The 19,369-nt window shown below is 45.3% G+C and carries 18 protein-coding genes and 1 pseudogene; 12 read left to right on the top strand and 7 right to left on the bottom strand.

Going from position 1 to position 19,369, the window contains the following annotated elements; genetic code table 11:
- Nucleotides 1-222: pseudogene (locus BLS65_RS18650) on the bottom strand (hypothetical protein); the annotation flags it as partial.
- Nucleotides 223-356: 134 nt separating this feature from the next.
- Between BLS65_RS18650 and BLS65_RS14780 the strand changes: the two are divergent.
- Nucleotides 357-1,049: a prolyl oligopeptidase family serine peptidase gene (locus BLS65_RS14780; RefSeq protein WP_092440372.1), complete on the top strand. Its 693-nt coding sequence runs from the start codon at nt 357-359 to the stop codon at nt 1,047-1,049.
- A 101-nt stretch (nt 1,050-1,150) separates the two neighbouring features.
- Here the strand turns inward: BLS65_RS14780 and BLS65_RS14775 are convergent, their stop codons facing one another.
- The 5 genes from BLS65_RS14775 to BLS65_RS14755 form a co-directional block, all read right to left on the bottom strand.
- The gene (locus BLS65_RS14775; RefSeq protein ID WP_092440370.1) at nt 1,151-2,371 is read right to left on the bottom strand and encodes a TolC family protein; all 1,221 of its coding nucleotides are present in this window, start codon (nt 2,369-2,371) and stop codon (nt 1,151-1,153) included.
- A 6-nt stretch (nt 2,372-2,377) separates the two neighbouring features.
- Nucleotides 2,378-5,473 carry an efflux RND transporter permease subunit gene (locus tag BLS65_RS14770; protein ID WP_092440368.1) on the bottom strand — a complete coding sequence of 1,032 codons (3,096 nt, stop codon included), beginning with the start codon at nt 5,471-5,473 and terminating at the stop codon, nt 2,378-2,380.
- 16 nt (nt 5,474-5,489) lie between these two features.
- Nucleotides 5,490-7,037 (bottom strand): efflux RND transporter periplasmic adaptor subunit, encoded by a 1,548-nt coding sequence (locus BLS65_RS14765; RefSeq protein WP_092440366.1) that lies wholly within the window; start codon nt 7,035-7,037, stop codon nt 5,490-5,492.
- 80 nt (nt 7,038-7,117) lie between these two features.
- Nucleotides 7,118-7,351 carry a hypothetical protein gene (locus BLS65_RS14760; RefSeq protein ID WP_092440364.1) on the bottom strand — a complete coding sequence of 78 codons (234 nt, stop codon included), beginning with the start codon at nt 7,349-7,351 and terminating at the stop codon, nt 7,118-7,120.
- Between the two features lie 112 nt (nt 7,352-7,463).
- On the bottom strand, nt 7,464-7,868 hold the full coding sequence (locus BLS65_RS14755; protein WP_092440362.1) for a hypothetical protein: 405 nt from the start codon (nt 7,866-7,868) through the stop codon (nt 7,464-7,466).
- An 87-nt stretch (nt 7,869-7,955) separates the two neighbouring features.
- On the opposite strand from BLS65_RS14755, the gene BLS65_RS18390 reads away from it, so the two are divergent.
- Entirely contained in the window at nt 7,956-8,132 is a 177-nt protein-coding gene (locus tag BLS65_RS18390; RefSeq protein ID WP_170830145.1) for a hypothetical protein, read from the top strand.
- A gap of 101 nt (nt 8,133-8,233) precedes the next feature.
- On the opposite strand, the gene BLS65_RS14750 is transcribed toward BLS65_RS18390, so the two are convergent.
- Nucleotides 8,234-8,512 (bottom strand): hypothetical protein, encoded by a 279-nt coding sequence (locus tag BLS65_RS14750; RefSeq protein ID WP_092440360.1) that lies wholly within the window; start codon nt 8,510-8,512, stop codon nt 8,234-8,236.
- Between the two features lie 129 nt (nt 8,513-8,641).
- On the opposite strand from BLS65_RS14750, the gene BLS65_RS14745 reads away from it, so the two are divergent.
- The 10 genes from BLS65_RS14745 to BLS65_RS14700 all read left to right on the top strand — a co-directional run.
- A complete protein-coding gene (locus tag BLS65_RS14745; protein ID WP_092440357.1) occupies nt 8,642-9,556 on the top strand; it encodes a glutaminase in 915 nt (304 codons plus the stop codon).
- Nucleotides 9,556-10,362 carry a peptidoglycan editing factor PgeF gene (gene pgeF / locus BLS65_RS14740; protein WP_092440355.1) on the top strand — a complete coding sequence of 269 codons (807 nt, stop codon included), beginning with the start codon at nt 9,556-9,558 and terminating at the stop codon, nt 10,360-10,362. The genes BLS65_RS14745 and pgeF overlap by 1 nt, the downstream gene beginning before the upstream one ends.
- 165 nt (nt 10,363-10,527) lie before the next feature.
- Nucleotides 10,528-12,159 carry a M28 family peptidase gene (locus tag BLS65_RS14735; RefSeq protein WP_092440353.1) on the top strand — a complete coding sequence of 544 codons (1,632 nt, stop codon included), beginning with the start codon at nt 10,528-10,530 and terminating at the stop codon, nt 12,157-12,159.
- Between the two features lie 203 nt (nt 12,160-12,362).
- Nucleotides 12,363-13,280: a 1-acyl-sn-glycerol-3-phosphate acyltransferase gene (locus BLS65_RS14730; protein ID WP_092440351.1), complete on the top strand. Its 918-nt coding sequence runs from the start codon at nt 12,363-12,365 to the stop codon at nt 13,278-13,280.
- 162 nt (nt 13,281-13,442) lie between these two features.
- Nucleotides 13,443-13,862: a PaaI family thioesterase gene (locus tag BLS65_RS14725; protein WP_092440349.1), complete on the top strand. Its 420-nt coding sequence runs from the start codon at nt 13,443-13,445 to the stop codon at nt 13,860-13,862.
- 113 nt (nt 13,863-13,975) lie between these two features.
- Nucleotides 13,976-15,097: a chorismate-binding protein gene (locus BLS65_RS14720; protein WP_170830144.1), complete on the top strand. Its 1,122-nt coding sequence runs from the start codon at nt 13,976-13,978 to the stop codon at nt 15,095-15,097.
- Nucleotides 15,072-16,754, top strand: coding sequence for a 2-succinyl-5-enolpyruvyl-6-hydroxy-3-cyclohexene-1-carboxylic-acid synthase (menD, locus tag BLS65_RS14715; protein WP_092440345.1), 1,683 nt, complete (start codon nt 15,072-15,074; stop codon nt 16,752-16,754). Before BLS65_RS14720 ends, menD begins: the two co-directional genes overlap by 26 nt.
- Nucleotide 16,755: 1 nt before the next feature.
- Nucleotides 16,756-17,577, top strand: a complete 822-nt coding sequence (gene menB / locus BLS65_RS14710) for a 1,4-dihydroxy-2-naphthoyl-CoA synthase (protein WP_092440343.1) — start codon at nt 16,756-16,758, stop codon at nt 17,575-17,577.
- A gap of 276 nt (nt 17,578-17,853) precedes the next feature.
- On the top strand, nt 17,854-18,750 hold the full coding sequence (gene menA / locus BLS65_RS14705; RefSeq protein WP_092440341.1) for a 1,4-dihydroxy-2-naphthoate octaprenyltransferase: 897 nt from the start codon (nt 17,854-17,856) through the stop codon (nt 18,748-18,750).
- Between the two features lie 345 nt (nt 18,751-19,095).
- Nucleotides 19,096-19,369 (top strand): IS1 family transposase (locus tag BLS65_RS14700; protein WP_139180956.1); only part of this gene is annotated, 274 nt, incomplete at its 3' end.

The following is a 19,369-nucleotide window of genomic DNA, read 5'->3' as shown; positions in this document are numbered from 1 at the left end:
AAAGAAATCGAACGGTTTCTCGAACTGGTTGCGGTAGGTCTGTTCGCTAGATTGGCTAAAGCGACCCAGCTGTAAGAAATTTATCCTACCTTTGATACTCAAAATGTGCCAAAGAACGCTTACAACAAAATCTTTGCGAGTTTTATTGAGTTTATTAAAACAGTCGTTGTTTAATGTGCTGTATATGTAATACTTAACAATATTACTGACCTTAGGAATCATGCTTAGAAAATTACTGGAATAATCTTTTAAGATACTGATTTCTAAGGTCTTATTCAAATTTATTCACGCCTATTTTTCTGATTGTCAAATATTTACACTAGTTATTACCGAACTATTGTACTTACTATACGCATATTATCCGCGAGCTTATTTACCAAGGCTACATTGTGGTTTCGGCCGAATACCGTGGTAGCACAGGTTATGGTGAAGGAACTTACAACAATATCGATTACGGTGGATTAGAGGTAGATGATTCTCAAGCCAGCTGCGAGTATATGATCGAGAACTACGACTTTGTGGATAAAGGTCGCGTGGGCATTATGGGGTGGAGCCACGGCGGATTGATTACCCTGATGAGCATCTTCGATCACCCCGATACCTACAAGGTGGCCTTTGCCGGAGTTCCCGTTTCCGATTTGGTTATGCGCATGGGTTACTACGACAACGAATACCGCGATTTATACTCGGCACCCAACCATATTGGCAAAACCGCCAACCAGAATATTGAGGAGTATAAACGCCGCTCACCCGTTTGGAGTGCCGGCAAGCTAAAAACTCCGCTACTTATCCACACCAACACCAGCGACGACGATGTAAACGTGGTGGAGGTGGAGCACCTCATTCAGGCGCTTACTTTCGAGAAAAAGGATTTCCAGTATGAAATATTTAAGGATGCTCCCGGAGGTCACTCCTTCGACCGTATCGACATCAAGAATGCACGCCAAATCCGGCTCAAAATTTACAAGTTCATGAACGAGAAGCTGAATCCGCAGAGGCCTATTAAAACGTTGAAGGATATGGAGAAGGCTGCGTACGCTCCGTTTTAAAAAGAAGTTAAACGGGAGTTAGTCGGAAGTTATAAGGAGTTAAATTGAATGAAAAAAACATCGAGAGCTATAACTCTCGATGTTTTTTTTTCTACTACAGTCTAAATCCTTGTTCTAATAACAATTGATGCGGCCAGCTGCGCATACTCCAGCTGCATATTTGTTAGGGTCTCTTGCATTTCGTAAATCCATGATGTTTCTTGGAAATACTGAATAACTGAAATTTCTCCGGCAAGTAGCGCCTTTTGCAGAAGCTCGTTGGTTTGCTGACTTGCTAAATCGCTTTCGAATGAAGCAATGCTTGCTTGCAGCGATTGCGCTTTTTGCCAATCTTGTTGAAGACGACTTACAGCCATTGCTGTTGCATCTTGTGTTTCTGATTGCTTTTGCTTGTATGCAAAGTTGGCATGCTTAACTGCGCCTTTGTTTTGCCAAAGCGGAATGCTCATTCCAACGCGAACTCCAGCAAACTTATCACCTAGCGTTTTCTCCATTTCGTATCCAACTTCGAATTCAGGAAGCCATTGAGCCCGGCTTAAGCTGAGTTGCTTGCGCGCCATCATCTCCGCCGATTGGTGTGCAGCAATGGTTGGATTGTTGGCCGCCAGTGCTGTCGAAAGTTCTTCGAAAGAGGAGAGTTGCTTGGATTCAAACGTAGTATCGGTAACTTCTACCGAAACCGATCCGTTGAGGTTGCGCAGCTGTTCGCGCAGCTGCTCTCTTGTTGCCAACACCTCATTCTGTTTGGCAGTAAGTGCGGTTAGCTGCAGCTTTGCCTTGTTGAAGTCGAGAATGTTGCCATCACCTTTCTGAAGCCGAATTTGAAACGATTCGCTCAGTTGCTTTGCATTTGAAATTCTACGTTCCAGAATGAGAATCTGCCTGTTTGCCGCCACAATCTTGTAGAAATGATCAGCTGTTTCTATCAATACGGATTGAACTTGCTTACGAAAGGCTGCCTCTGCAACGGCATCGTTGCTTTTTGCAATGCCGTTTTTGTAGAAATAGGTTGTAGGGAAGTCGAAACTTTGGGAAATAGAGAATATTTCCTTCGTTCCAATGACCGAAGAGTTTCCTGGCATGTATCCAACTGAAACTTGAGGATTATTTGGAAGAAGTCCAATCCGTCCCTCTGCTTTGTGTGCATCCAAAGCTTTTCGTGCCGCTTGTAGCGATAGGTTATTCGTCTGCACCTTTACCAGTAGTGTATCGAGCTTTACTTGCGACTGAGCCGAGAAGCAACCAAGAAACATGGCTGCTACGGCTATTGCGCTCTTCATGCAAGAGCCAATTTCTATTTTATTTATGCCTATAGTTTTCATGCTTTTCTACTTTACGTTATTCTCTTTTTTTGTTTTGAAGAGCTGATAAACCATCGGAACAATGTAGAGGTTAAGCAGGGTAGATGTTAACAATCCACCAAGGATAACCTTTGCCATTGGACTCTGAATCTCGTTACCCGAAACGTTGCCGTTTAGTACAAGAGGAATAAGTGCAAGCCCTGCTGTAAGCGCAGTCATTAAAATTGGGTTGAGCCTATCTACTGAACCTTGAACAATAATATCGGTAAGGTTAGTACCTCTGCTCTCCAGTAGCTTGTAGTGCGAGATAAGCAAGATTCCGTTGCGGGTTGCAATGCCAAACAGGGTAATAAATCCAATTATAGCAGGAATGCTGACAACACCAGATGTAATCCAAATGGCAAATACTCCACCAATTAGCGCCAACGGAAGGTTGATAAGCACAATACCTGCCAACTTGGAATCCTTAAACTCATGATAAAGAAGCAAGAAAATTACCAGCAAAGCTATTATCGACGATAGCAATAGGGTTCGAGATGCGGCTTGGGCACTTTCGAACTGTCCACCATACTCTACGCGGTAGCCTTCCGGTAGCGTTACTTTTTCCGATACCTGCTCCTTAATTTGCTTTACTACGTTGCCAAGGTCTCCTCCGGTAACGTTGGCCGAAATAACCAACTTACGCTGCACATTTTCGCGGCTAATGGAGCTTGGCCCCATGGCCGATTTTATGGTAGCAACTTGTTCAAGCGGTATTTTTTTTCCGTTTGGAGTATCGATAAGGGCATTGCGGATTCCATCGAAATCGCTGGTGTAGTTCCTGTTTAGTTTCACCGTAAGATTAAAACTACGTTGTCCCTCATAAATCTCCGAAACTTTTTCGCCCGAAAAGGCTAGCTCAACAAACTTGGTGAACTCTCCAACGGTGATGCCGTAGTATGCCAGCCTTTCGCGATTTGCTACAATTTGAATTTGCGGCACCTCTGTTTGCTGGTCCACGTTAACATCCACCAGCCCCGGAATTCCGTTGATGGCTGCCTCAATTTGTTTACCCGTGAGGTATAATCGGCTAAGGTCTGTTCCGAATAGCTTAATGGCAATGTTGGCGCGGGTTCCCGAAATCATGTGGTCGATGCGGTGCCCAAGTGGCTGACCAACGGTAAAGGCTACCCCTGGAACCGATCCCAACTTCGCTCTCACCTCTGCCAGAAACTCTTCCTGAGGCCTATCTTTTAATATAAAGTTGATATCAATCTCGGCACTGTTGGTCGATTGCGAGTGCTCATCTAGTTCTCCGCGTCCGGTTCGGCGCGATGTTTCGGTAACCTCCGGAATTGTGAGCACTGCTCGCTCAAGCATGTTGCCAATGTTGTTGCTCTCTTCCAGCGAGATACCCGGCTTGCTTACGGCGCTAATGGTAAGTGCGCCTTCGTTGAATTCGGGCAAAAAGCTGCTTCCCATGGTTAGCAGTAATACAACTGAAACTAAGGTGAGCGCTGCGGCGGTTCCAATAAACGCCCTCTTGTAGTGAAGTGCCTTTGATAGCGAAGAGGCGTAGAGTTCGGATAGTTTTCGACTAAGCCAAGGGTCTCTACTGTGCTTCGCCATTCGCTTTTCGTTGGAAAGCATAAGGTAGCAAAGCACCGGAGTTACCGTGATGGCCACAATTAACGATGTGAAAAGTGCCACTATATAGGCAATGCCCAGTGGTTTAAGCATCCTGCCTTCCATTCCCGAGAGGAAAAATAGTGGAATAAATGCAACTATAATAATTATGGTCGCATTTACAATTGATGCCCTAATCTCTCGCGACGCTCTAAACACAATGTCGATAGGACTTTTGCGCTCAGTTTTAGGTAGGCGATAGTTTTCGCGTAATCGCTTGTATACATTCTCCACGTCGATAATGGCATCGTCCACCAGCGAACCAATTGCAATGGCCATACCACCCAAACTCATGGTGTTGATGTTTAGGTTGAGCATCTTGAGCACGATAATTGCCCCAAGCAGTGAAAGCGGTATGGCTGTAAGCGAAATAATGGTGGTGCGGAAGTTCATCAGGAAGAGGAACAGGATAATCACAACCAAAATACCTCCCTCAACTAGCGCTTTTTGCACGTTGTTAATGGATGTTTCGATGAAGTCGGCTTGACGGAAGATTTTGGTATCAATCCTAACGTCGGGCGGAAGTGTCTTTTGCACATCGGCCAAACGCTGCTCTATATTTTCGGTAAGATTTAGCGTATTGGCGTTGGGCTGCTTGGATATGGATAGAATAACCGCCGGTTTTGCATCTTGCGATGCGTATCCCATCTTTACTGCTGCTCCAATCTTAACCTCGGCAACGTCGTTTATCCTAACCGGATTATTTCCCCGCATTTTTATGAGAGATGCGCCTAACTGCTCGAGGTTGTTGGTGCGAGCCATTCCTCTAACCACATACTCGTTGCCATACTGGCGCACTACGCCTCCTTGTGAGTTTTGGCTGATTCCTCGGCAAACTACAGTTAGCTCTTCGAGCGATACTCCGTAACGAAGCATGCGGATTGGGTCGGCAAGAATCTGGTATTCTTTGTAGTCGCCTCCTATAATGGTAACCTGGGCAACGCCCCCGGTGGCAAGCAATACCGGCTGGATGTTCCATTCGGCAATGGTGCGTAAATCTTGCATCGAAGTGGAATCGGCTTGGAGTCCAACAAAGAGAACTTCACCCATTACCGACGATTGCGGTGCAAGGGTTGGTTGCCCAATACCTTCAGGCATAGTAGATGATACCGTAACCATCTTCTCGCTCACAATCTGGCGAGCCTTAAAGACATCGGTACCCCAATCAAACTCCACCCAAACAAAAGAGTATCCTTGCGAAGATGCAGAGCGAACCCTGCGAACATCGGTGGCACCGTTTACTGCTGTTTCGATGGGAAACGTAACTAGTCGCTCAACCTCTTCGACCGCCATGCCGTGTGCGTCGGTCATAACCACTACGGTGGGGGCAGTAATGTCGGGAAACACATCCACGTCCATATCCGACGCTATTTTTACTCCCGCAATCATTACCACCAGCGCAGTCAATAGAACTATCATTCTATTGTTTAGCGATATGTGTAATATTCTGTTTAACATGATTTCTACCTCGAGATTAGTGAACGTGTCCTGCGTGTGGGTCAATCTTTCCGCTTGCCGAGGCTGCTTTAATCAATATCGCTCCTTGCGATACAACCCTGTCGTTGGGTGCTAAGCCGCTCACTATTACAGTCTCAATTCCATCGGTTGCGCCAATCTTAACCTCGCGCTTTTCAAAACTTTCGGGTGTTAGCTGCAAGTAAACAAAGAACAATCCTTGCTCCTCGAGAATTGAGGCGTTGGGAACGGTGATTGTGGAAGTGCCGGTTTTTGCCTTGAGGTAAATATCTACAAGGCTGCCTGCGTAAAGATTACCTTGGTTGTTCACTTCGAGGTATACCGGAAGAAGATAGCTGTTTCCGGTAAGTCCTTCGCCTCTCGATAGCACTCTTCCGCGCAGCTGTTCCAGCGAATAGGTTTTGCCATCGGTGGCTGTAATTGCTGCGCTATACAACCCTTTTAGTAGGGCGAGATATCTCTGCTGAACTTCGACTCTTATTACCAAATTCTTTGTTTGGGAGATTGTTGCAAGCGGTTGTCCTTGTTCCACATATTGCCCGTTGGAGACCAAGAGCAACTTTATGTATCCGCTTTTGGGCGAGGAAACGGTTTGTCCCTTTTCGCTTGTGGTGCTGCTAAGGTCGTTGTAGGCTGCCTTCGCATTTTCAAACTCTGTAGTGGCGTGTTGCAACTCCTTTTCCGATGCAATCTTACTCTTTGCCAATTCGGAGGCTCTTTCGTAGTTGGCTTTTGCTTGTTCGAAACGGTTCTTTGCTTCTGATAGTTTTAGCGATGCATTCCCGTCTCCAAGGCCTCTTCCCGAGATGGTTAGTATTGACTGGCCTGCGCTGATTGAGTTTCCTTCAAAAATTTGGTTGTTGATACTCACAATACCGCTACTCTTTGCGGTGATAATGGTTTCATCGTTCGGTGCCGATTGAATTTCGCCAACGCTCTTTATGATTGCTCCAAATTGGTGTGGTGCAACAACTGTGGTGGAAAAATCGATACCCCACGACTGCTCCTTTGTGAATGAAACTGCAGCCGGGTTTGGCTTTGCCTCACCTTCCGAAGCATGTGCTGCTTCGTGGTCGTCGGCATAAACGGTGATGTTCTCAACCTCTAGGCGCTCTTTTCCCTTTGATGTCTCAATTTCGAAAATGAATTTTGCTGCTCCCGCACTCTCCGGTTTAATGCTAAACTGGTAGATTCCCGGACGAGTTGGCGTTTCAATAGTTTGCCGAACGCCCTTGCTTCCTAAAATCAGGTTGATGGTGACTTTTCCCTCTGTTAGCGGTTTATAGTTGTTGAGGTGTGTAAAGTGCGCCAAGATATTGGTCGATTCGCCAACCACTAGAGGAGCAACTTCCGCGTAAAGTTCAAAGTTTGCGTTGTAGCCTACCAGTTGCTGTATTACTGCCGCGTGGTTGTGGCCCTCCTCTTCGTGACTTGCCTCTGCTACTTCGTGGGCATGAGCCTCTTCACCTTCTTTGTGCGGAGCATTATTATTGCAGCCACTAAACGCTATAGTAGCCACAAGTATATAGTTAAATATCTGTTTCATAAGTATGATGGTTTAGGCCATTTACAATGGCGATGAACAACGGGCTACGGGTAGGGTATTCCTACCCGAGCGCTGTAATGTTAGTGCTTGTGAGAATTACCGTGCTCATGCTTATGCTCGCAGCTGTCCGAATGGTGAACGGCATCAGCGCTATCTACCACAAATGATTCTTGAGCCGACGCTGCTGAGGTGTCGTGGCTGCAATCACCTTCATGCTCAGTTCCATCATCATGGGTGTGCTTGGTGTTGCTTTGGTTGCAGGCGAAAAGGCCGGCCGTAGCGGCAATGCTCACGATAATTATATACTTCTTCATATTCGCTTCTTTTGATGCCTTTGGGTGAAAATGGCATGTTGATAAATAACTGACAATGAGAGCACTCTCTAGTTGAGAGTGTCAAAGGCAATAAAATGATTAAGAAAGGAAACTAAGAGAAGATAGGAGGGGCCCGCGGGGATGCACTCCGGCCGATACCGTCGAGTGGCTTTGCACGAAATGGTTGAGATTGAACTTGTATGTTCTGCTCTGAAATATCCGGAATTTCGATGTTTACTAAAACAATTGCATAAACAAGAATTGCCGGAGCATAATGTCTGTCGGTAAAAACTTCTGTTTTAAACTGGCAGTGCTGCGGATGTCCTGCATCGTCTTGGGTTTCGCAGCATGAGATACAGTGAGACTCAGATTCGTTGCAGCTATATTCGTTGTGGGAGTGTTCTGGAATTTGATGGTAAACTACAGTGTCGTAATGGTGGTGAGATATAATGCTATGCGCCACCGTTATTAGGAAGGTGGAGAGCAGCAGATATCGTATGGCAACACCTCTTAGCATACAAAGGTTTAGGTGGCAAATCTACACTTTTTTAGGATTAAATACTCATGGTGATAATACTTTATTGTGGACAAAAACAGTATGGAGATGTGCAGGTCTTTTTCCGAATACCGTATGGTAGAGGTGCACAAAGGTGTCTCCGATAATGGATTCACGGAAATTATTCTACCCGCAAGTTTTGCCATCAAAACGGCTAAGGTTGTAATAAAAGGTGCTTACAACCTCCTTTCTGCTAAGAAGAATGCCGGGGAGATGAGCTGCTAGGAATGATAAGAACGTTAAGGGTTGCTGTAGGCGAAGAGGCTAGAGGCAACCCTTATTTTATTTTTCTCTTGTTCTGGATTGCGGCGTAAGGAGTTTGTGCGTTAATCACTAACACGGTCTTCGTCTCTTTCTTTGGTCTTATCGGATTCGCTTGATGGTCCCGCATTACTTATTTTTTTTCTGGTAAAAATCTCCATCCCAATCGCCACGAGCACGGCTCCCACTGCGACGTTCATAATCCCATTTACAAACCCATCAACCGGGGTTTTTATCTGAACAATCTTCAGTATTATGCGGCCTAGAATTAATACTGCCGATATGATCATCGCTATTTTTGCCCATTTGGGATAGTTGGGGAGAGTCATCTCTTTTTTCTTCAAAAATATTCTATTTTTCAGAGAGAATCAAGGGGCAACGTAATAACATTTACTTAACGGTAAACGATTTTTCTTCAGTAATTGTGATCAGCAGGAGGGGAACGGCTATCTTTAGCACAAAAAAAAAGGGGAATGGATTACCAACGATTGCTCGATGAAATATATGTGGAGGTAAAGCCACTCCTAGCAAAAGGTAAAGTTGCTGATTATATTCCCGCATTGGCCGAAGTAAATCCAAGTAGTTTTGGGATGGCAGTGGTAACCCTCGACGGATCTGTTTTTTCTGTTGGTGATGCATACAATCCGTTTTCCATTCAAAGTATCTCTAAAGTTTTTAACTTAGTGTTGGCATTCTCGCGGTTGGGCGATGCTATCTGGGACCGAGTTGGGCGTGAACCCTCTGGCAACGCCTTTAATTCGTTGCTTCAGTTGGAGTATGAGGCCGGAATACCTCGAAATCCCTTTATTAATGCCGGAGCCATTGTGGTGGCCGATATGCTCTGCGAACTCTATCCAAACGCCGAAGATGATCTCATCCGTTTTGTGCGGGAGGTGGCAAATAATCCTGAGATTAACTACGACTTGAGGGTTGCTCAGTCGGAGCGAGAAACCGGTAATCGGAATTTTGCGTTAGGATACTTTATGAAGAGTTTTGGGAATATCCACATGCCCATCGAGCGGGTAATGGATTTCTATTTCAAGCAGTGCTCTATGTCCATGAATTGCGTGGATTTGGGCCGATCATTCCTTATGTTGGCCAACCATGGCATTGTTTCCCATTCGGGCGAAAGGGTGCTTACTGTGAGCCAGACAAAGCGGTTAAGTTCGCTGCTGCTTACTTCGGGATTATACAACGAAGCGGGGGAGTTCGCCTTTCGAGTTGGACTTCCTGCCAAGAGTGGTGTGGGTGGTGGTATAGCCGCTATCATTCCGCAGAAGTTGAGCGTGGTGGTTTGGAGCCCGGGCCTAAACACCTATGGAAATTCCTTGGCTGGGATTCAAGCATTGGAACTATTTACCACCAAATCGGGTATATCCATTTTCTAATGATAAAGCTTACCCAAGGCGGATTGCCGCTATATAAATTCCATAACCTAAACCGGTTTCCTGAACTGGTTCATTTTGTTACAACCCGCGAAGGCGGCATCAGCATTGATGGAGATCTGTCTTTAAATCTTGGTTTTCATTCCTCCGATTCCGACGTGAATGTTCTCGAAAACCGACGACGATTGGCTGAGGCGGTTAGTATTCCCCTCGATCGATTTACACACCAGGTTCAGGTGCATAGCAGTAATATTATGGTTGTGGATTCTTGCCACAGGGGGATGGGATCGCTCAATCAAGAAAGTGCCATTCAGCACAACGATGGAATGGTTACTGCCACTGAGGATATTTGCCTTATGACTAAATCGGCCGATTGTGTCCCAATCCTGCTTTACGATCCAGTTGAACGTATTGCCGCTGCGCTGCACGCCGGATGGAAGGGGATGGTGCAGAATATTGCTGGAAAAGGTGTAGCCAAAATGGTTGAATTGGGAAGTAACCCGACAAATATTTTAGTTGGTATTGGACCATCCAACGGTCCTTGCTGCTACGAGGTGGGAACGGATGTAGAGGAGGCTGTATTTGCGGAATTCGGCACGCTCAAAGGTCTTCTTGTTGCAGGAAAAGGAGCGCGCCTCCATCTTGACCAATGGGAGGCTAACCGTCGCCAGCTTATTGCGGCGGGAGTCTTGCCCAAAAACATTGAAGTTGCCGAGATATGCACCCAGTGCAATCATCACGAATTCTACTCGGCACGCATGAACGCTTCCGGACGGTTCGTTGCGGGAATACTGATGAAAGCGGATTGAGTATCTAGATCTGCATGCAAAGGTGTTAAGCGTGAACGATGGTGTCTCTCTTCTTTAACCTTCTCTGACTCCTTATGTGTTTTTCGTGGAACTTCTTTTTGTTACCCCAGTATCGCCGTATTCAATAAAAACTATCTTTGTTCTGCATTAAAACTAAAACGCTGAATGAAACGTCTTCTATATTTGATCCTCTCATTTACTATAGCCTGTAGCGGACCAAGTGCCGAAACTGCATCTAAAGTTATTACGAGCGAAGGTATTGCTGCTGATATTACCATCCTCGCAGCCGATAGCCTTCAAGGGCGTGGTCCATGCACAATAGGTGAGGTGAGAACCCTAAGTTATCTTCAGTCTCGCATGAAAGAGTTGGGGCTTGAGCCTGCCTTTAATGGTAGTTACTTGCAGCAGGTTCCGTTGGTTAATATCTTCACTCGGTTGGTTGGTAATGTTGAGATTGGCTCACCCAATGGAGATATACCCTTAATCAATGCCGAAGAAATAACCGTTTGGAGTCCTGTTCTTGAGAAGGAGATTGTTCTTTCCAATGTCCCCATGGTTTTTGTTGGCTTTGGCATTCGGGCACCCGAGTATGGATGGGACGATTATAAAGGTATGGATGTTAGGGGTAAGGTAGTGATTGTATTAGTGAACGATACCGGTTTTTATACAAAAGACACTACACTCTTTAAGGGAAACCAAATGACCTACTACGGACGTTGGCGGTATAAGTTTGAGGAAGCAGAGCGCCAAGGAGCATCGGCCTGTATCATTGTGCACGAGGAAGCTGCCGCTGGCTATCCTTGGGGTGTAGTTCAACGCAGAAGTAACGGTTCTGATTATTACGTGGATGAGCCCATTGAAAATAAAATGAATTGTAAAGTTCAAGGATGGATTACTTCTGATATTGCTCGTAAGTTGTTCACTGTATCGGGCCTGAGCTATGACGAACTTAAAGCGGCATCTTGTAATAAAGGCTTTAGCGCGCTTCCTCTGCTAACAACCCTTTCGCAACGGTTGGAGAATCGTTGGAATAAGTGCGTTTCCTATAATGTGGCTGGAATAATTCGGGGTTCGGAAAAACCCAATGAAGCCTTGGTATATGCTGCCCATTGGGATCATTTGGGGATTGGTACTGTCGTTGACGGTGATTCCATATATAATGGTGCCTCCGACAATGCTGCCGCTATAGCGGGAATGTTTGCCGTGGCAAAGGCGTTTAAGGAGATGAAGCAGGCGCCCAAGCGATCGGTCTTGTTTTTTGTTCCTACGTGTGAGGAATCAGGGATGCTTGGGTCTACATACTATGTCAACCATCCTGCAATACCTATGGATAGCACTATTGCTTGCCTCAATTCCGATGTGATTCTTTTCCTTGGGAAATTTAAGGATGTTACTGTAACAGGGTTGGGTCATTCTCAACTTGATGATTTTCTCCGTGAAGAGGCTGAAAAGCAAGGGCGATATATCTGTAATGATCCTAATCCGGAGAATGGGATGTTCTACCGCTCCGATCAACTCCCTTTCCTTCTTGCAGGTGTTCCTTCGTTGTTCGCAAAAGGCTATACCCATCAAACTGAGTTGGGCAAGGAGAAAACCCTAGCGAAAATTGCAGAGTATTGGAAAACAATATATCATAAACCTTCCGATCAATACGATCCGATTCGAGATAACCTCGAGGGGTTGGTTGAGGATTCAAAACTCTTTTTCCTCCTAGGAAATCGATTAACCAACGATCGCATGGTTCCTACATGGAACGAAAAATCTGAGTTTTTTAAGGATAGGTGCATTAAACCCTAACTTAACACCTTCGTCTTATAGGCTTTGTATTGTGGAAGATGCTGCGATTGCACAATTGGTTTAAACCTTTGTTCTTTTCGAATGCCTTTCGTATCTTGCTGATCTATTTGATAGCCGTTTTTTGTTGGATCATTGCAACAAATTGCACTGGTATGTTTGTCGTCAATTATTGATTAACAATTTGTTAAAAAAGGTGTTGAGTAATGGGAGAAAAAATTAGGCATAAAAGAACGGAAGAGTTTAAAGCCTACCTTTTGCGTATGATGCCAAATTCGAGGATGAATGAGGATACTGCAATTACCCCTGAGAATATTTACCAGGAGGCACACATAGCCAATCGAGAACTTTTACTTGAGATTATCTCTAAAACACACCTCGCTGGTAGTACAATACTGGGAGAGGCTAACGTGCTTAAAATTGAAGAGTTGGCTAGCCAAGGCAAGTCGGTGTTGATTCTCTCTGATCATGTATCAAACCTCGATGTGCCAAACATCTACGCTCAGTTTTACAACCATCGAAATCCAAAGTTCAAAGAAATATTTGAACGGTTTGTTTTTATTGCAGGCACCAAACTCAACGAGAATCCTGTGGTAAAGGTATTTACTGAGATGTTTACCCGAGTGGTGGTTTACGCCATTCGTTCGCTTACTGAGTTGAAGAACTGCGAGGAAGCTAAGGATGAGTTAGAGTTGGCCAATAAGATAAACCTTCGCTCTACCCGAAAAATTGGGGAGTTACGCAATAAAGGATCTATATTCATTCTATTTCCTGCTGGAACACGCTACCGCCCTTGGATGCCGGAAACAAAAAAAGGTATTACAGCCGTTTACGGATACCTTCGTTCATTCGATTACTATTGCTGCTTATCGCTCAACGGGAACACTATGCCTCCTGCTGAGCATGAGGATATGACCAAGGAAGATGTCTGTGACGACGTTGTTGTGCTCAATTTCGGCGAGATTCATGAGACGAAAACGTATATCCAAAGTTTCGCGATCGACCTTACGAACCTTACTCTTTCGGAGTCTGAGGCTCAAAAGCAGGTAGTTGCCGATGATATCATGGCTAAGATCGATCAACTTCATGAGGAAGCCGAAATCTATCGCCAAAAATATATTTAAGAGTAATACTCCGATAAAAGCCCTACCGTTATGGTGGGGCTTTCGCTTTCGGTAAATTGGCTTCGCTTGGTTGTGCTGTACCGTTTGGAAATGCTTCACTTTAGGCTAGCTTTGCTGAACAGAAACAATTACCCATTGTTCATCTATAAAATTTGAATTATCATGGAAGGATCGTCTACAGCCGAGCAGCTGAATGCATTGTGTGAAAATACACTTATCAATCATCTCGGCATTGAGTTTCTTTCGGCTGTGAAAGGAGTAGTGATTGCCAAAATGCCGGTTGATTCCCGAACCATTCAGCCTTTCAAGATACTTCATGGTGGAGCATCGCTGGCGCTTGCCGAAACTGTTGCTAGTGCAGGTTCCACAATGTTGGTAGATACGTCTAAGTCCATGGTGGTTGGGCTTGAGGTTAACGGAAACCATCTTAGGAGTGTATCTTCTGGGTTTGTGACTGCTACGGCGCGTATTATTCACCAAGGCGAACGCACACACGTGTGGAATGTGGAGATTGTGGATGAGGAACTCCGCTTGGTGATGATCGGTCGTGTTACCATGATGGTGGTAAATAGGAACGCCTAGCAAAGTTTAAAACAATTAGTGTATATTCAAGCAACTGAAATTGGGAGATGATCGCTTCAGATAGTTTTGACATTCAAGTTACAAAGGTTCGTAATAAACTGCTCCACGTCTGTTTGGAGAGGAGGATCCCATTTGTATCGTACCAATTACCTGAGAAATCGGAGTTGTCTACACTTGTTCAATATACGGTTGCTCCACGAAAATTAAAATCGAGCGTGGAGATTACTGGTGCCACTGGTTTTGTGGTTGCTCCATTCGAAGGCAGTGGTGCTTTTCCAATTACCCTGTTGGAACCTGATTTCATACATACAGGAAATAGTCCGGTAGACCAAATTATAGAAACACTACAAAAGTGTAGCCTTTTTTTGGGAACAAAATCGGAATCGCACCCCATGCATGAGGCGTCTTCATCGGAATTTACCCGTCAGGTTGAGGCCATTAAGGCAAAAATCAAAGAAGGCGTCATTATCAAGGCGGTGCTCTCCCGTGTAAAGATTGAAACGGAGGTAAGCAGTATCGATACCATTGAATTGTTTAACACCCTTTGCCAAGCATATCCTCATGCGTTTGTCTATATACTTCAGATGCCGGATGTGGGTTGCTGGATAGGCGCTTCCCCTGAACCTCTTTTACTGGTTTCTGACGAACGTGCAAAAACAACCTCCATTGCAGGCACACAAGTTCTCGGAAATCGAATGGTTTCAGATGTAAAGTGGAACGCAAAAGAGCGTGATGAGCAAGCAATTGTTACGAGTTATATCGAAAACGTGATAAGCTCCTTTGGCATTACCAACGTTGAAAAAATTGGACCGTATAGCTATCAAGCGGCTAACTTAGTGCATCTCAAGACTCAGTTTGAGTTTGATGCTTCTACGATAAAGCCTCTGCTTGGTAAATTTATCGTGGCTCTGCAACCAACTCCATCGGTTTGTGGACTGCCAAAGGCAAATGCCGTGGACGTTGTCCTAAGCGTAGAGAAGCATGAGCGAGAGTACTATTCCGGCTTTCTGGGCCCAATAAATATTGAAGACAATACAGCTTTTTTTGTTAATTTGCGCTGTTTGAAGGTTGTTCCGGAGGGGTTTGCCTTTTTTGTTGGTGCGGGAATTACCGAAGGTTCTATTCCTGGACGGGAATGGGAGGAGACTTCCCATAAAATGATGACCCTTCTGTCGGTTGTAAATAGCGTTAATACAAGTTCGAAAGCTTATGTTTTCTCCAAGACAAGGAATTAGCGATCTGCCAGATATTTGTTACCGTCATGGCATGCACACTGTGGTTATTTCACCGGGATCGCGCAATGCACCCTTGATATTCTCCTTTACCAATCATGCCAATATGGAGTGCCTGAGCATTGCCGATGAGCGATCGGCTGCATATTTTGCCTTGGGCCTTGCGCTAGTAACGCATCAGCCGGTTGGACTGATTTGCACTTCAGGAACTGCCGCACTTAACTATGCTCCAGCCATTGCCGAAGCTTACTATCAAAATATACCGCTGGTGGTAATTACGGCTGATCGTCCCAGCGAGTGGATCGACCAAGCCGATGGACAGACAATCCGTCAATCGGAGTTATATCGAAACTTTATTAAGCAAAGCTTCAATCTGCCTGTTGATACTGCCAGTAGTTCCGATTTCTGGTATTTCACACGATCGGTAAACGAGGCTATGAATGCAGCAGTGCACGAGCCTTCTGGTCCGGTTCATCTTAATATTCCACTGAGCGAACCACTTTATACTCCGCTTCCAAAACCGAGTTCCGATATTCATGTTATTCAGAATATTAGTGTTCCTCAACTACTCACTGACGAGGCTATTGAAGCCCTATTGGTTCGGTGGAATTCAAGTAGTAAGAAGATGATTATTTGTGGAGCCGATGTGGCTGATGAGTCTCGATTCAGGGCACTAACACTTTTATCTGCTAACCCTTCCGTAGTCATCGTTGCCGAGAATCTCTCAAATATTCACGGTGAAATGGTTATCTCCTCTCCGGAGCGTTTCTTTGCATTGCTTACCGAGGAAGAGGCGAGCGCATTTCGCCCAGACCTGTTAATTACAGTAGGCCATTCAATTGTTTCGGGTCGTTTAAAGAAGTATCTACGGCAACATACCCCTTTGGAGCATTGGCATATCCAACCTTCTCCTTCGCATGTGGATACCTTTCAATGTTTAACCCAATCAATTGTGGCTTCGTCGGGGTTGTTGTTGAGGTCGTTAGTGGAACGTGAGGCAAAGATCAGTAGCTATTACCGCGATTTGGTTCTCACCCGAGAGATGCATCTGCGGAATAAGCACCGCGAATTGGTTGAGGGATTCCCTTATTCCGATCTCACTGTTTTTGGTGCCATAATGGCTCGCATTCCTGACGATTGTAATTTGCACCTTGCCAATAGCACACCTATTCGTTATTCCCAACTTTTTCGTAGTCGGGCCGATGTAACATATCATTGCAACAGGGGAACATCCGGTATTGATGGATGCATCTCTACTGCCGCAGGAGCATCGGTGGCTTCTACCAAAACGACCTTACTTATTTCCGGCGATGTGTCGTTTGTATACGACTCCAACGGATTGTGGAATAAACATCTGAAAGGGAATTTTAAAATTATTGTAATAAATAATGGTGGAGGCAATATTTTCAGGCTTATCGATACCGGTAAGGACGAAAACCCAGCGCGTGAATTTTTTGAGACTCCACATAGCGTAAATATTAAGCATTTGGCCGAAGCTTACGGTGCAAACCATTACCTCTGCCACTCGCACGAGGAGCTGGCCGCAAGCCTCAATTGGCTCTTTGCTCCGGCCGACCGCCCTTCGATTCTCGAAATTGTTACCGATTTTGAGGTGAATACAACTGTATTTAAGGATTACTACAAACAAATTCATTTATAGTATGAGCACTAGAACGTGGACCTCCATCAAGGAGTTTGAAGAGATAAAGTTTGAATATTTCGAGGGAATTGCCAAGATCACTATCAACCGTCCACGCTACCGGAATGCGTTTACACCCGATACCGTTCGTGAGATGATTGAGGCGATGGTTTTCTGTCGTGAAAATCCCGATATCTTCACCGTAATCCTTACCGGCGAAGGCGACAAGGCATTCTGTAGCGGCGGCGATCAAAACATTAAGAGTTCTGGCGGATACATAGGTAAGGATGGCGTTCCTCGCCTCAACGTGCTCGACCTGCAAAAGCTCATTCGCTCGTTACCCAAGCCCGTTGTGGCTATGGTTAATGGATTTGCCATTGGTGGCGGCCACGTACTTCACATTGTTTGCGACCTTTCTATTGCTTCGGATAATGCCATCTTTGGGCAAACCGGCCCACGGGTAGGTAGCTTCGATGCCGGATTTGGCTCATCATACCTCGCTCGCATTGTCGGTCAGAAGAAGGCTCGCGAAATTTGGTTCCTTTGCGAGCAATACTCGGCACAGGAGGCTCTCGATATGGGATTGGTAAACAAGGTGGTGCCCTTGGATCAACTCGAGGATACTACTGTAGCCTGGTGTCAGAAGATGATGCAGCATAGCCCGCTCGCGCTCCGGATGATAAAGGTGGGATTGAATGCCGAACTCGATGGACAGGCTGGAATTCAGGAGTTGGCCGGTAACGCCACCCTTCTTTACTACATGACCGAAGAGGCGCAGGAAGGCAAGAAGGCTTACCTCGAGAAGCGCAAACCCGACTTTAAGAAATTTCCACGATTCCCTTAGTCGATTTAGAAAGAAGTAAACGAACCACGGAGACACAGAGACCATAGAGAACCACAGAGAATACTTCCAGATTAATAGCATAGCGGTGTTCTTTATCTGATTTTGCTCCGTGCTCTCCGTGTCTCCGTGGTAATTTTTTAAATTGGCACATTGTCTCATTGCCGTATTGACTCATTGATTTCATTGTTTATTTTTTCATTGTCTTATTGGCATATTGACACATTGTCTCATTGATTTCATTATCAAATTATCTCATCTTCAAATCTTCAAATTAGAATGCTTTCTCCCTGGCTTCACGCTTCCCGTCCCCGCACCCTGCCGTTAGCATTGGCTGGCTCCATACTTGGTAGCCTTCTGGCTGCGGCCGATGGTACTTTTCGCTGGATTGTTTTTGTTCTTGCTGCGCTAACCTCGCTGCTGCTGCAAATCCTATCCAACCTAGCAAACGACTATGGCGACTTTACCAAGGGAACCGACAGCATCGACCGCATTGGCCCCGCGCGCATGGTAACAACCGGTGAAATTACTCCACGCAAAATGGTGTGGGCCATTGCCATCGTTTCGCTCCTTACGCTTGCTGCCGGCATATCGCTCATCTTTGTAGGGTTTAGTGGTGGCGGTGCGCTCATAAAGCTGCTGTTTTTGCTGCTTGGGGTTGGAGCCATTGCTGCGGCCATTAAGTATACGGTGGGCAAGAATCCATACGGCTACAGCGGCTTTGGCGATGTGTTTGTGTTTATCTTCTTTGGACTTGTGAGCGTTGTGGGCACATACTACCTCCATGCCAAAACGGTTAATCTCGATATTTTTCTACCCGCCATTTCGCTGGGGCTGTTGAGCACTGGCGTGCTCAACCTCAATAACCTTCGCGACGAACAATCGGATATTAAGGCAAAAAAGCATACGCTAGTGGTGCTTATGGGCGGTGAGTGGGGGAAGATTTACCATGCGGCCCTTGTCTTTGGTGCAATCGTGGCAGCATCCATCTACGTTGCGCTACACTACCAAAGCCTTACCCAGCTACTCTTTGTTGTGTCCGTTCCATTTTTGCTCAGGAATGTGGCTGTAGTGTTCCGCAACCGAATACCTTCCAACCTAAACAGCGAGCTGAAAAACCTTTCGCTCTCCACGCTCCTCTTTGCCATTACCTTTGGGGTGGGACTTATACTTTAGGAAACTGTGATTGTGAAATTCCCAATAGCCTTTTGATTGCTATAACTAAAGTGGTGTGGGTGGTTCTCGCAGGAGGTTGGTTGTGGGGTGGGCTACTCGATTGTGGGCAAAATTTTTATTGTTTTATCAAAGTGTCACTCTTTGTTAAAATAATTTCTCCGATTTTATTAATGCTTTCTTCCTTTTCTATTGACTTATAAATAGTATCATAACTATTCGCTTTTGTCTTACTTTCAACTATAATAGTTGATTCATGAAAATATTTAATCGATAAATTATTTTGGCTCTATTCAGTGATAATGTTGTTGCAAAAATTTGCTTATCTTAGTGGAAAGTCTCTATGATATGACAATAATTGAACAAATCCGAGAACTCGCAAAACAGTTGACAGAACAAGAGCGCGTTACGGTAATGCGGGAGCTGAAAAATACGGATGCATCACTTACGGCTCAGCTGGGGGAGGCGAAAGTCTGCCCCCACTGCTCGAGCAGCATGATCATTAAGCACAGCATGTTCAATGGGAGGCAGCGCTCCAAGTGCAAAACGTGCGGCAAGACCTTTACTATGCTTACCGGAACGCCCATACACGGGTTGAAAAAGGTTTCACTTTGGCAGGATT

It is taken from the genome of Williamwhitmania taraxaci (assembly GCF_900096565.1).
Classification (GTDB): domain Bacteria; phylum Bacteroidota; class Bacteroidia; order Bacteroidales; family Williamwhitmaniaceae; genus Williamwhitmania; species Williamwhitmania taraxaci.
The sequence above is the reverse complement of the archived record's forward strand: the minus strand, read 5'-3'. Positions and strand labels throughout refer to the sequence as shown.

Coding starts and splice junctions, on each gene's coding strand:
- BLS65_RS14775 (WP_092440370.1), bottom strand. CDS start 2,371: ATGAAAACTATAGGCATAAATAAAATAGAAATTGGCTCTTGCATGAAG.
- menB (WP_092440343.1), top strand. CDS start 16,756: ATGAGCACTAGAACGTGGACCTCCATCAAGGAGTTTGAAGAGATAAAG.
- BLS65_RS14770 (WP_092440368.1), bottom strand. CDS start 5,473: ATGTTAAACAGAATATTACACATATCGCTAAACAATAGAATGATAGTT.
- BLS65_RS14760 (WP_092440364.1), bottom strand. CDS start 7,351: ATGAAGAAGTATATAATTATCGTGAGCATTGCCGCTACGGCCGGCCTT.
- BLS65_RS14725 (WP_092440349.1), top strand. CDS start 13,443: ATGGAAGGATCGTCTACAGCCGAGCAGCTGAATGCATTGTGTGAAAAT.
- BLS65_RS14755 (WP_092440362.1), bottom strand. CDS start 7,868: ATGCTAAGAGGTGTTGCCATACGATATCTGCTGCTCTCCACCTTCCTA.
- BLS65_RS14765 (WP_092440366.1), bottom strand. CDS start 7,037: ATGAAACAGATATTTAACTATATACTTGTGGCTACTATAGCGTTTAGT.
- BLS65_RS14735 (WP_092440353.1), top strand. CDS start 10,528: ATGAAACGTCTTCTATATTTGATCCTCTCATTTACTATAGCCTGTAGC.
- BLS65_RS18390 (WP_170830145.1), top strand. CDS start 7,956: ATGTGCAGGTCTTTTTCCGAATACCGTATGGTAGAGGTGCACAAAGGT.
- BLS65_RS14745 (WP_092440357.1), top strand. CDS start 8,642: ATGGATTACCAACGATTGCTCGATGAAATATATGTGGAGGTAAAGCCA.
- menA (WP_092440341.1), top strand. CDS start 17,854: ATGCTTTCTCCCTGGCTTCACGCTTCCCGTCCCCGCACCCTGCCGTTA.
- pgeF (WP_092440355.1), top strand. CDS start 9,556: ATGATAAAGCTTACCCAAGGCGGATTGCCGCTATATAAATTCCATAAC.
- BLS65_RS14730 (WP_092440351.1), top strand. CDS start 12,363: ATGGGAGAAAAAATTAGGCATAAAAGAACGGAAGAGTTTAAAGCCTAC.
- menD (WP_092440345.1), top strand. CDS start 15,072: ATGTTTTCTCCAAGACAAGGAATTAGCGATCTGCCAGATATTTGTTAC.